This window comes from Jiangella endophytica (assembly GCF_003427025.1).
GTDB lineage: Bacteria > Actinomycetota > Actinomycetes > Jiangellales > Jiangellaceae > Jiangella > Jiangella endophytica.
In genome coordinates, this window is the sequence record NZ_QVAI01000035.1 from 23,265 (window position 1) to 35,464 (window position 12,200).

A 12,200-nucleotide genomic window follows, 5' to 3' on the forward strand; every position below is an offset into this window, starting at 1 on the left:
ACGGTCCCGACCGCGTCCGAGGACATCTCCGTCGAGCTTGACGAGAGAGAGCTCATGGCTACAGAAGACCCCCTGTTCATCCTGGCCTTCGACCACCGGGTCGCGATGGAGCGCCGGTTCCCCAAGGACTCCGAGAGCACCGGCGACCGGTACGCGCGGTTCGCCGCGGCCAAGCAGGTCATCCTCGACGGCGCGGTCGCCGCGGTGGGCCAGGGCCTCGACCCGTCGTCGGTGGGGGTGCTGGTCGACGAGCAGTACGGCGCCCACACCCTGCCGCTGGCCCGCCGGCACGGCTTCACCACCTGCATGCCGGTGGAGCGCAGCCTCGCCCCGCTGTTCACCCTGGAGCACGGCGACGACTTCGCCACGCACGTCGACGCCTACGACCCCGACCTGGTGAAGGTCCTGGTCTTCCACAACCCGCAGGACGACTCGCGACCGGACGAGCACCGCGAGCAGCTGGCCCGCCTGGCCGAGTTCAGCCGCTGGTGCGCGCCGCGACGGCAGCGGTTCATGCTCGAGCTGCTGATCCCGGCCACCGCCGGCCAGCTGGCCGCCGTCGGCGGCGACCAGCGCCGCTTCGACCGTGAGGTGCGTCCGGGCCTGATGCTGGAGGCCGTGCGCCAGGCGCACGCCGCCGGCGTCGAGCCGGACGTGTGGAAGATCGAGGGCTTCGAGGCCACCGACGACTACGCCGCCGTGGCGGAGCTGTCCCGCAGCGGCGGCCGCGACCACGTGGTCTGCCTGGTGCTCGGCCGGGCCGCCGGCGACGACGACGTGCGCGGCTGGCTCACCGCCGCCGCGCCGGTGGCGGCCGTCAACGGCTTCGCGATCGGCCGCAGCATCTTCGAGGGGCCGCTGGAGTCCTGGTTCGCCGGCGACCTCTCCCGCGACGAGGCCGTGGCCGCCATCGGCGCCTCCTACCTGGGCTTCGTCAGCACCTTCCGTGAGGCGCGCGGGGTGCCGGTGCCGTGACCGGCCTGCTGGTCGGCATCGACGCCGGGACCACGACGGTCAAGGCGGTCGCGCATTCGCTGACCGGCCAGGTGCTCGGCTCCGGCCGCCGTCCGACGCCGTGGCGGGAGCGCGGCGGCGTCGTGCGGATGGACGCGGACGAGCTGACGGCGGTGGCGCTCGGCGCGCTCGACGACGCGCTGTCCGGCGTCCCCGGCGACGTCGTCGGCGCCGGGGTCACGGGCATGGCCGAGAGCGGCGTCCTGGTGGACGCCGCCGGTCGCGCTCTCACGCCGATCCTGGCCTGGTACGACGAGCGGCCCGCCGCCGTGCTGCCGGCCGTCGCCGCCGACGTCGGCGGCGACGACGCGTTCACCACGCGCACCGGCCTGCCGCTCAGCACCCGCTGCACCGCGGTGAAGACGCGCTGGCTGGCCGACCAGGAACTGGTCGACGGCGTTCCCGCCGGCTGGGCGACGGTGCCGGAGCTGCTCGTCGAACGCCTCGGCGGCAGGTTCGTCAGCGAGCTGTCGCTGGCCGCCCGGACCGGCTGGCTCGACGTCCACGAGCGGCGCTGGCTGCCCGGGCACATCGCCGCCAGCGGCGTCCGGCTGTCTCTGCCTGCGCCGGTCCCGGCCGGCGCGCCGGCCGGGCGGGTCGGCGCCGCCGGCGGCCGGCTCGCCGGCGCGGTGCTGACCGTGAGCGGGCACGACCACTTGTGCGCGGCGGTGGGCGCCGGGGCGACCCGGCCGGGCGACGTCCTGAACTCGCTGGGTACCGGCGAGGCGATGGTCCGGCAGGCGACGCGCCCGATCGGGCCGGCCGGCACCGTCGCAGCGGTACGGGCCGGTGTCACCGTCGGCTGCCACGTCTTCCCCGGCACGCAGTCGCTGTTCACCGGGCTGGGCAGCGGCCTGGCGCTGCGCCGCTTCCTGCGGCTGCTGGGGGTCGCCGAGAACGACCACGACGCCCGGCGCGACCTCGACGCGGCGGCGCTCGCGCTGCCGCCGGACCAGGTGCCGATCGGCGTGGCCGACGTGGCCGGGGTGGCGGCGACGCTGACCGGCATCCCGGCCGAGCCGAGCCCGGCCATGGTGTGGCGAGCCGTACTCGACACGGTCATGCGTCGTGGGCACGCCGCGCTCGAGGTCATGGCGAGCGTCACCGGGCCGCACACCCGCGTCGTCGCCGTCGGCGGCTGGCTGCGCGGCGACGCGGTCGTCGCGACCAAGCGCGCCGCGCTGGGCGACGTCGTCATCCCGCCGGTGGCGGAGGCCGCGGCGCGCGGCGCGGCACTGTTCGCCGGCCTGGCCGCCGGCCGCTACGACTCCATCGACGAACTCCCCGACCCGACCGACCCGCAGGAGGCGCACCGATGACGACCACCAGGCAGATCCGGCAGTTGGTGGCCGGCACGTGGACCGGCGAGCCCGCGACCGAGCGGCGCAACCCCGCCGACCCCGGCGACCTCGTGTCCGTCACGGCCTCCGGAGACGCCGGGCTCGTCGACGAGGCCGTCGCGGCGGCGGCCGCCGCCCAGCCCGCGTGGGCCGCGCTGCCGGGCCCGGCCCGCGGCCGGGTGCTGACCGGAGCCGGTGAGCTGCTCTCGGCGCGGCTCGAGGAGGCGGCGCGCGACCTCACCCGCGAGGAGGGCAAGACGCTGGCCGAGGCCCGCGGCGAGGTGCAGCGCGCCGCCGACGTGCTGCGGTTCTTCGGCGGCGAGGGCTGGCGGTCGGCCGGCGACGTGTACCCGTCGTCGGTGCCGTCGACCCTGACCTACACGCGCAAGGAGCCGGTCGGTGTCGTCGCCGCCATCACGCCCTGGAACTTCCCGATCGCCATCCCGGCCTGGAAGATCGCGCCGGCGCTCGTCGCCGGCAACGCCGTCGTGCTCAAGCCTGCCGGCCTGACCACGGTGTCCACCTGGCACCTGGCCCGCGCGCTCGTCGACGCCGGGCTGCCGTCCGGTGTGCTCAACCTGGTGCACGGGTCCGGTGCGCTGCTCGGCGACGCGCTGGTCAGCCACCGCGACGTCGCGGCGGTGACGTTCACCGGCTCGACCGCCGTCGGGCTGGCGATCCAGGCCGGCGCGGCCGCCCGGCGAGCCCGGGTGCAGACCGAGATGGGCGGCAAGAACGCCCTGGTCGTCCTCGACGACGCCGATCCCGCGGTGGCCGCCCGGATCGCCGCCGCCGGCGGCTTCGCGCTGACCGGGCAGGCGTGCACCGCCACCAGCCGGGTCGTGTGCACGCCCGGGATCGCCGAGGCGTTCACCGCGGCGCTGGTCGAGGAGGCGCGCCGGTACACGCCCGGCGACGGGCTCGCCGACGGCGTCCTCATGGGCCCCGTGGTCAGCGAGGCACAGCTGGCGACCGACCGCTCCTACCTGCGCATCGCCGAGGAGGACGGCGGTGAGGTGCTGGCCGGCCGCGATGCCGGCGACGGGCTGTTCCAGCCGCCCGCGGTCGTCACCGGCGTCCGGCCCGACCACCGCATCGCCCGGGAGGAGGTCTTCGGCCCGGTCGTGTCGGTGCTGCCGGCGACGGACCTCGACGAGGCGATCGACATCGTGAACGGCGTCGACTACGGGCTCACGGCCGGTCTCGTCAGCAACGACCTGCGCGCCGTCCACCGGTTCGTGGAGCGGGCCCAGGCGGGCGTCGTCAAGATCAACCGGCCGACCAGCGGCCTGGACCTCAACGTGCCGTTCGGCGGGGTGAAGGACTCGTCGACCAACACCTACCGGGAGCAGGGCGCCGCCGCTGTCGACTTCTTCACCTGGGTGAAGTCGGTCTACGTCGGCCACGACTGACGCCCAGCTGGGTGAGTCGGCAGGAGGCTCTCCCCTCCGGCCGGTCGGTCGGGGCGACGGCCATCATGAGGCGTTCTGGTGCACCACGAGGCATGCATGCCTGGTGGAGCGGGAGAACGCCTGGTGTCGTACGCAATCGGTGATGATCACCCTCATTCATCGACGGTTCGCTGATGCGGATCACGAGGCGCACCCGCGCCTGCGCCCGGCTACCGCCTCCTGCAGCCGGGAGCGACGGACTGAGCGTGATCACGTCTGCCAGAACGCCTGGCGGGCGACCGCCCCGTTCACCGTCCGGCGGTACTGGCCCGGCGACTGTCCGGTGTACTTCTTGAAGACGACGCTCATGTACTCGGAGTGGCTGAAGTTCAGCCGCTCCGCGATCTGCTGCAGCGTCCAGTCGGTCGAGGAGAGCAACTCCGCGACGTGTCCCATGCGGACCCTGATGATCTCGCCGTGCACGGTCCGGCCCAGCGTCGCGGTGAAGCGGAGGTCCAGCGCGCGCCGCGAGAGCCCGACGTGGCGGAGCACGGCGCTCACGGCGAGGTTCTGGTCCGACCGGGCCCGGATGAACCGCAAGGCCTCGGAGACGAGCGGGTCGTCGACGGCGAGGATGTCCGACGACTGGCGGGCGACGATGCGGGTGGGCTCGATGAGCCGCAGTCCAGCCTCCAGCGAGTGCCCCTGCATCATCAGATCGAGCAGGTGCGCCGCCAGGTACCCGGTCGCGGCCGTGTTGGGCTCGATGCTCGACAGCGGGGGCGTGGTGAGGTTGCCGATCAGCTCGTCGTTGTCGACCCCGACGACGGCGACGGCGTCGGGGACCGCGAGCCCGGCGATCTTGCAGGCCTCCAGGACCTCCTGGCCGGCGATGTCGTAGCAGGCGAGGACGCCGACCGGCTTCGGCAGCTCGGTGAGCCAGGTCGCGAGGCGCTCGCGCTCGGCGGCGCGCATGCCGGACGGCCGCATCCGGAACTCGTGCGGCGTCGCGCCGCGGCGGCGGACGTGGCCGGCGAACCACTCGCCGCGGGTCACCGACCAGGCGAATCGCTCGTCGCCGCAGAAGGCGAAGTTCCGCAGGCCGCGTTCGGCGAAGTGACCGACGGCCCAGCGGGCGATGGTGCCGTCGTCGGTCTCGACGCCGGGGAGCTCCGGGACCAGGCGGGCCGCGCTGAGGTCGACGGTCGGCAGCCCGAGCCGCCTGATGAAGCTGGCCGTTCCCTCGTTCTCGATGCGGGCCAGCACGCCGTCGCCGAGCCAGCCCTCCAGCCAGGAGAAGTCGGTCTCGTGGCGGCTGTGCTCGGCGAGGTAGAGCGACCAGTGCGGGTGCTCCTCGACGTATTTCTTCACGCCGACGAGCAGTCCCCGGGCGTAGGCGTTCGAGGTCTCGACCAGGAGTGCGACGTGCCGCGTCCCCATGACAGCCATGTAAAAAATCTAAGGTCTGATGCTGGATTGCGCATGGTTCGCCCCGTTGCGTCCTCCGTAACCTTCACGACACAGGAGGTCAACGATGACGCGGAAAGTACGTGTGGCCATCGCCGGACTGGGGTTCGGGTCGGAGTTCGTCCCGATCTACCAGGCCCATCCGGACGCCGAGCTCGTCGCAGTGTGCCAGCGGACCGAATCGTCGCTCCACGAGACGGCCGACCGTTTCGGTGTACCGGGCCGCTACTCGGATTTCGCCGCCATGCTCGCGGATCCGGACATCGACGCGGTGCACATCAACACCCCGATTCCGGATCATGCCGGCCAGACCATCGCCGCGCTCCGGGCGGGCAAGCATGTCGCCTGCACCGTGCCGATGGCCACGACGCTCGACGAGTGCCGGGCCATCGTCTCGGCCGTGCGGGAGTCGGGCAAGAACTACATGATGATGGAGACCGTCGTCTACTCGCGTGAGTTCCTGCACGTGAAGGACCTCCTCGACAACGGCACGCTGGGCCGGATCCAGTTCCTGCGCGGGGCGCATCACCAGGAGATGGCCGGCTGGCCCGGCTACTGGGAGGGCCTTCCGCCCATGCACTACGCGACCCACGCCGTGAGCCCGGTGCTGTCGCTGGCCGGCGCGCTGGCCGAGAGCGTGGTGTGTCTCGGCTCGGGGCGGATCTCCGCGGAGCTCACCGCCACGTACGGATCTCCGTTCGCGGTGGAGAGCGCGCTGGTCACCCTGCGCGATTCGCCCGTCGGAGCCGAGATCGCCCGCTCGCTGTTCGAGACGGCGCGCGAGTACGTCGAGAGCTTCACCGTGTTCGGCGAACTGGCGACCTTCGAATGGGAACAGACTCAGGGTTCGGGTCACGTGCTGCACGTCGGAGAGATTCCCAAGCCGGTGGAGATCCCGGACTTCGCCCACCGGCTGCCACCGCAGATCGCGCCGTTCACGACGCGGGGCGTGTACGACGCCGACAACGAGCACCTCTCGTTCGTCCAGGGCAGCGGGCACGGCGGATCGCATCCGCACCTGGCCCACGAGTTCGTCCGCAGCATCGTCGAGGACCGAGCCCCGGCGATCGACGAGGTCACCGCCGCGAACTGGACGTCGGTCGGGATCTGCGCCCACGAGTCGGCCATGAACGGCGGCGCCCGGGTGGCGATCCCGGACTACGCGGCCTGACATCCGCCGCGGCCGGCGGCAGTCGTCGTTCCGGCCGGTCACCACACGCACAGGTCGTCCGACGACCCTGCGCCGATCGGCGCTGACCTGCGGGAGGTACTGATGACACCTGCCCTGATCGATGCGGACCGGAGTTCCCCGAAGGGCCGGGTGACGGAACTGCGCCGGCCTTCCGTCTGGGTCGCCGCCGTCGTGGGCGCGGCGGTGGCCGCCTGGGTGCTGTTCCTCGCCGAGGGCACCCCGGCCGGCGCCGCCGTCGACGACCCCGGCAAGTTCCTGGTGACGGTCCTGGACGGTGTGACGTTCGCCGGCCTGCTCTTCGTCGCGGCGTCCGGCTTCACGCTGATCTTCGGCCTGATGCGCACGGTGAACATGGCCCACGGGTCGCTGTTCCTGCTGGCCGCCTATGTCGCCATCAGGGTGCAGGAGGCGATGGTCGGCCGGTCCCGCAACATCGACCCGGCCGACGTCGGCCTGCTCGACTGGCTCGTCCCGCTGCTGGCCGGCGCCGGCGTCGCCGCGGTGCTGGGACTGCTGATCCAGCAGGTGTTCCTGCAATGGAACGAGGGCCAGGAGATGCGGCAGACCCTCGTGACGCTCGCGATCACCGTCGTGCTGGCCGACCAGATGCTGCGTGAGTTCGGCGGGCTGGCACAGCGGATGGTCTGGCCGGGCGCGGTGACGCACTTCTTCTCCGTCATGGGGGAGCGCTACGCCGTCACCAGGCTCTTCATGCTCGCCATCGCCGTGCTGGTCGGTGTCGCGCTGTGGCTCTGGCTCACCCGCACGAGCGTCGGCATGGTCATCCGGGCCGGCGTGGACGACCGCCAGATGGTGCGTGGCCTGGGCATCAACATCCGGCGGGTCTTCGCGCTCACCTTCCTCGCCGGCTCGTTCCTGGCCGGCGTCGGCGGGGTACTGGGCGCCTCGTTCGCCGGCGCGGCCCCCGGAACGGACGGCAGCTGGCTGCTGAACGCGCTCGTCGTCGTGATCATCGGTGGCCTCGGGTCGCTCAAGGGCGCCGCCGCCGGCTCGTTGTTGTACGGCATGGTGGTCGCCTTCTCGCCCGCGTACCTGCCGAGCCAGTACTCCTACTACGCGATCATCATGACGTTCGGTCTTCTGGCGCTCGTGCTGGCCGTGCGTCCCTACGGGCTGTTCGGGAGGCCGGCATGAAGCTGCGCGAACGCCTGACCGCGAGGACGCTCGTTCTCGCCGGTCTGGTCCTGATCCTGGTCCTGCTGCCCAGCCTCGCCACGGCGTTCTTCGTCAACTTCGTCATGACCCAGACGCTGATCCTGGGGCTGGCCGCGGCGACGATCGTCTTCCTGTCCAGGTACGGCGGCATGACCTCGCTGGCGCAGCTGCTGATGTTCGGGATCGCCGGCTTCATGTTCGGCAACGCGGCCCTGGACGGTGGTGCGCGCGGCCTGAACCTCGGCTGGCATCCATGGGCCGCCGTGGGCTTCGCGATGCTCGTCACGACGCTGGCCGCGTTCGTGCTCGGCGCCATCGCGAGCCGGACCACGGGCATCTACTTCCTGATGCTCACCCTGGTCTACGGGGTCATCGGCTACTTCGTGTTCGCCCAGATCGTCGAGATCTCCGGTCCGGGCGGCATCACGAGCATCCAGCGGCCGGACCTCCTGGGACCGCCGGTCCGGCTCTACTACGCGGGCCTGCTGCTCTCGGTGCTGGCCTACCTCGGCTTCCGGGCGTCGCGGCGGACGGCGTTCGGGCTGGCGCTGCAGGGGGTGCGCGACGACCCCGTCCGGATGGCGTCGCTGGGGTTCAACGTAGCGCTGCACCGAGCGCTGGCGTTCACGCTGGCCGGGTTCGTGGCCGGGCTGGCCGGGCTGCTGAACGTGTGGTGGAACGGCCAGATCGATCCCGCGTCGATCTCCATCGGGCCGACGCTGATCCTGCTGATCATCGCCGTCATCGGTGGCATCTCGTCACTGGAGGGCGCCTGGCTCGGCGCGTTCGTCTACGTCCTGGTCTTCACCTACCTGCGCGACCTGCCGCTCGTCGATGGCATCGGCATCACCGAGGCCCGGTTCAACACCGTCATCGGCGTCATCGTGCTGGCGATCATGGTCCTCTCACCCGAGGGCCTGACGGGGATCGTCCAGCGGCTGCGCGGCGGAGCGCGACCCGTTCACCCGACTGAGAAGGAACTCGGAGGCACACGACCATGAGCAGACAGAAGCGACGAACGGCAATGGCGCTGTCCGTGTCGGCCGGCCTGGCGCTGGTGGCCGCGGCGTGCGGCGGCGGCGATGACTCGGCAGGGCTGCCCGCCGACCAGCAGACCTCCGCCGGCGGCGGCGCCGGCTCGCCGGCCGGGGCCGACGGCGCGATCCGGCTGGGCATCCTCGGCCAGTGCGAGGGGCCGTTCGGCGGGTTCCACGAGGACGTCGTCGCCGGCACCACACTGGCGCTGTCGCGCTTCGCCGGCGCGACCCCCAACTCGACGACGAGCGCGCTGGAGGGATTCAGCGGCGCGGAGGTCGCGGGGACGCCGATCGAGCTCGTCGGCGTCGGCTGCGGCGACGACACCGCCGACCGCATCGTTCAGGAGGTGCGCCGGCTGGTCGAGCAGCTGGGTGCCAACGTGATCGTCGGGCCGCTCTCCGGCGACGAGGGCATCGCGATCGCCGAGTACGCCAAGGCGAACCCCGAGCTCACCGTCTTCGCGGGCATCTCCGGCTCGCAGGAGCAGACGCTGCAGGTCCAGGCGCCGAACTACTTCCGCTTCTACGGCGACGGCGCGATCTGGAGCGCCGGGCTCGGCGACCTGCTGCACCACCAGGAGGGCTGGGACACGGTCGCCGTCATCGCCGACGACTACAGCTTCGGCCACACCTCGGCCGCCGGTTTCGTGGCCGACTTCTGCGCCGTCGGCGGCGAGGTCACCCACCGCGTCTTCCCGCCGCTGGGCACCACCGACTACTCGTCCTACATCGCCCAGCTGCCCAACCCCGACGAGGTCGACGGCTACTTCTGGGCCGTCGGCGGCACCGGGACCCAGGCCGCGCTCGAGGCTTTCGTCAACGGCAAGGGCGATCTCACCGGCGACCAGCACGCCGGCAACCTGTTCTTCAACCCCGACCTGGCGCAGGCCCTCGGCACCGGCATCGCCGGCGCGTACGTCGGCGGCTTCGCCACGCTGCCGGCCGACGTCCGGACCCCGGAGATCGAGGAGTACCTGGCCGCCGCGGACGAGACCTGGGAGACCATTCCGGGCTCGCTGAGCGGCAACGAGCCCGCGCCGCCGTCGGTGGCCGCCGCGTTCGGCTTCTTCTACGGCTACTACACGGCCGGTGTGGCGCTGGTCGAGGCGCTGGAAGCGGTGGGCGGCGACATCTCCGACCTCGACGCCTTCCACGCGGCGATCTCGGGGCTCACCCTCGACCTGCCGTACGGCGACATCAGCCTGGACGAGAACCGCAGCGGCATCGTCGACGTGGGCCTGTCCCGGCTGGCCCTCGACGACTCCGGCGAGGTCGTCCAGGAGACCGTGGCCATCGTGCCCGGCGTCGACCAGACCTTCGGCGGCACGTTCAGCCCTGACACCCCGTCGCCGGGCCGGGACTTCCCCGCCTGCGAGGAACGCGACCTGCCCTGGGAGGGCAGCGCGATCCCGGTCGTCGACGGCGTGCCGCAGAGCTAGGGGGTAGCCCCCAAGCCGACCGCGAGGTCTCAGGCGGCGGCGAGTACCCCTAGGAAAGGAGAAGCAGCCATGGCGTCCGTCGTCCAGGTCAGTGCGGTCACAGTGGCGTTCGGGGGCCTGCGCGCCCTGCGCGGTATCGATCTCGACATCGCGCGGGGCGAGCGGCTCGCCGTCATCGGGCCGAACGGAGCCGGCAAGACCACGCTGTTCAACGTCATCGCCGGCGACATCGCACCCACCACCGGCGCGGTGGTCATCAAAGGACAGGACTGCACCTACCGGCCGTCGCGGCACCGTCCCCGGCTCGGCCTGGCGCGGACGTACCAGAAGGCACGCGCGTTCGCCGGGCTCACGGTGCGGGAGAACATCTATCTCGCCCTCGCCGGTCACCGCGGCCGGCACCGGGCGCTCTGGCGCTCCTCGGCCGATCGTGCGATGCGCGACGAGGCCGCGGAGGTCGCCGCCCAGGTCTGGCTGTCCGGCCAGGTCGACGCGGTGGCGGGCGAACTGGCCCACGGACAGCGGCGGCAACTGGAGCTGGCGATGGCCGTCGCCACCCGGCCGGACGTGATGCTGCTCGACGAACCGGCCTCCGGTCTCTCGCGGGGCGAGCGGGAGCGGCTCGTCGAACTGCTCGAGTCCTTCGACGAGCAGCTGACCCTGCTGGTCATCGAGCACGACATGGACGTCGCGTTCCGGATCGCCCAGCGGGTCGTCGTGATGGCGGACGGCGAGCAGGTCACGGCCGGCACGCCGGAGCAGGTCCGGGCGGACCCGCACGTCCACCGGATCTATCTCGGCACGGAGGCGGTGGCATGACACCGGACGACGCACTGCTCGAGGTCCGCGACCTGCGCTCCGGCTACGGAGCGTCCCAGGTCCTCGACGGTCTGAGCTTCAGCATGGGGGTCGAGGCGGTCGCCGTCGTGGGCCGCAACGGGATGGGCAAGACGACGCTGTGCGACACGCTGGTCGGATTCGTGCCGCCGTCGGGCGGCGAGATCCGGTTGTCCGGCCGGCGGCTCGACGGCCTCGCTCCGGAGACGATCGCGATCGCCGGTCTCGCCTACGTCCCCCAGGGCCGCCGGCTCTTCCCCTCGCTCACCGTCGACGAGCACCTCGCCATGCTGGCCCGGCGCGCCCGGGGGAGGCGATGGACACCCGACGCGGTGTACGAGCTGTTCCCGCGGCTCGCCGAGCGCCGGCAGCACGGCGGGGCGGACCTGTCCGGCGGGGAGCAGCAGATGCTCGCCGTCGGCCGGGCACTCCTGCTCAACGCGCCGCTGATCGTGATGGACGAGCCCTCCGAAGGGCTGGCGCCCACGATCGTCGACGTGCTGGTCGAGGTGGTGCGGCACCTGGTGGCCGAGGGCGTGGCCGTCCTCGTCGTCGAGCAGAACCTGCGGGCGGCGGTGCGGCTGGCCGACCGGCAGCTCGTCATGGTCTCCGGCCGCATCGAGGCGGAGTTCACCGGCGAGGAACTGCTGGACCGGCCGGAGCTGCAGCGCCGCTACCTCGGCGTCGGCTCCGCGACCGCGCCGACCGGCCTGGCCACGGGAAGTCAGCACACGGAAGGAGACGACGCATGACGTCGACGAGGGCGCTGGGGGCGAACACCTGGATCTGGACCTCGCCGCTGACCGACCGGAGGCTGGCCGAGCTGGCGCCGAGGATCCGCGGGTGGGGCTTCGACGTGATCGAGCTCCCGGTCGAGAACGTGGGCGACTGGGACCCCGGGCGAGCGGCGGCGCTGCTCGACTCGCTCGGCCTGTCGGCCACCGTCGTCGTCGCCATGGGCGCCGGTCGCGAGCTGGTGGCCACGGACCAGGCGACGATCGCGTCGACCCAGGACTTCCTGCGCCGGATCGTCGACGTCGCGGCGGCGGTGTCGTCCCCGGTCGTCGCCGGCCCGATCTACACGTCGGTCGGCAGGACGTGGCGCATCGGCGACGCGGAGCGACGCGGCTGTTACGCGCAACTGCGCGACAGCCTCGGGCCCGTCGTCGGACACGCGATGGACGCCGGCGTCACGGTCGCTGTCGAGCCCCTCAACCGCTTCGAGACTAGCCTGCTCAACACGGTCGACCAGGCACTGGAGGCGCTGGAGGGCCTCCCTGCCGCGGGCTGCGGCGTGGGCCTGGACG

General features: G+C 72.4%; 11 protein-coding genes. 10 read left to right on the plus strand and 1 reads right to left on the minus strand.

Annotated elements, in window-relative coordinates; genetic code table 11:
* The first annotated feature begins 54 nt into the window (after window positions 1-54).
* Genes DZA62_RS34315 through DZA62_RS34325 form a run of 3 tightly spaced genes read left to right on the plus strand, consistent with a single transcriptional unit; the run spans window position 55 to window position 3,766 of the window.
* On the plus strand, window positions 55-975 hold the full coding sequence (locus DZA62_RS34315) for a 2-deoxy-5-keto-D-gluconate 6-phosphate aldolase domain-containing protein (protein ID WP_116953480.1): 921 nt from the start codon (window positions 55-57) through the stop codon (window positions 973-975).
* Window positions 972-2,333, plus strand: coding sequence for an FGGY family carbohydrate kinase (locus DZA62_RS34320; protein WP_116953481.1), 1,362 nt, complete (start codon window positions 972-974; stop codon window positions 2,331-2,333). Before DZA62_RS34315 ends, DZA62_RS34320 begins: the two co-directional genes overlap by 4 nt.
* On the plus strand, window positions 2,330-3,766 hold the full coding sequence (locus DZA62_RS34325) for an aldehyde dehydrogenase family protein (RefSeq protein WP_116953482.1): 1,437 nt from the start codon (window positions 2,330-2,332) through the stop codon (window positions 3,764-3,766). Before DZA62_RS34320 ends, DZA62_RS34325 begins: the two co-directional genes overlap by 4 nt.
* A gap of 249 nt (window positions 3,767-4,015) precedes the next feature.
* Here DZA62_RS34325 and DZA62_RS34330 read toward each other — a convergent pair whose 3' ends face one another.
* On the minus strand, window positions 4,016-5,194 hold the full coding sequence (locus DZA62_RS34330) for a XylR family transcriptional regulator (protein ID WP_116953483.1): 1,179 nt from the start codon (window positions 5,192-5,194) through the stop codon (window positions 4,016-4,018).
* A gap of 85 nt (window positions 5,195-5,279) precedes the next feature.
* Between DZA62_RS34330 and DZA62_RS34335 the strand changes: the two genes are divergently transcribed.
* The 7 genes from DZA62_RS34335 to DZA62_RS34365 all read left to right on the plus strand — a co-directional run.
* Window positions 5,280-6,383: a Gfo/Idh/MocA family protein gene (locus DZA62_RS34335; RefSeq protein WP_116953484.1), complete on the plus strand. Its 1,104-nt coding sequence runs from the start codon at window positions 5,280-5,282 to the stop codon at window positions 6,381-6,383.
* Between the two features lie 102 nt (window positions 6,384-6,485).
* Entirely contained in the window at window positions 6,486-7,559 is a 1,074-nt protein-coding gene (locus tag DZA62_RS34340; RefSeq protein WP_116953485.1) for a branched-chain amino acid ABC transporter permease, read from the plus strand.
* Window positions 7,556-8,581 carry a branched-chain amino acid ABC transporter permease gene (locus tag DZA62_RS34345; protein ID WP_116953486.1) on the plus strand — a complete coding sequence of 342 codons (1,026 nt, stop codon included), beginning with the start codon at window positions 7,556-7,558 and terminating at the stop codon, window positions 8,579-8,581. Before DZA62_RS34340 ends, DZA62_RS34345 begins: the two co-directional genes overlap by 4 nt.
* 23 nt (window positions 8,582-8,604) lie before the next feature.
* The gene (locus tag DZA62_RS34350; RefSeq protein ID WP_157988099.1) at window positions 8,605-10,056 is read left to right on the plus strand and encodes an ABC transporter substrate-binding protein; all 1,452 of its coding nucleotides are present in this window, start codon (window positions 8,605-8,607) and stop codon (window positions 10,054-10,056) included.
* A gap of 69 nt (window positions 10,057-10,125) precedes the next feature.
* Entirely contained in the window at window positions 10,126-10,875 is a 750-nt protein-coding gene (locus DZA62_RS34355) for an ABC transporter ATP-binding protein (RefSeq protein ID WP_116953488.1), read from the plus strand.
* Window positions 10,872-11,645, plus strand: a complete 774-nt coding sequence (locus DZA62_RS34360; RefSeq protein ID WP_116953489.1) for an ABC transporter ATP-binding protein — start codon at window positions 10,872-10,874, stop codon at window positions 11,643-11,645. Before DZA62_RS34355 ends, DZA62_RS34360 begins: the two co-directional genes overlap by 4 nt.
* Window positions 11,642-12,200 (plus strand): sugar phosphate isomerase/epimerase family protein (locus DZA62_RS34365; RefSeq protein WP_157988100.1); only part of this gene is annotated, 559 nt, incomplete at its 3' end. The genes DZA62_RS34360 and DZA62_RS34365, both read left to right, overlap by 4 nt.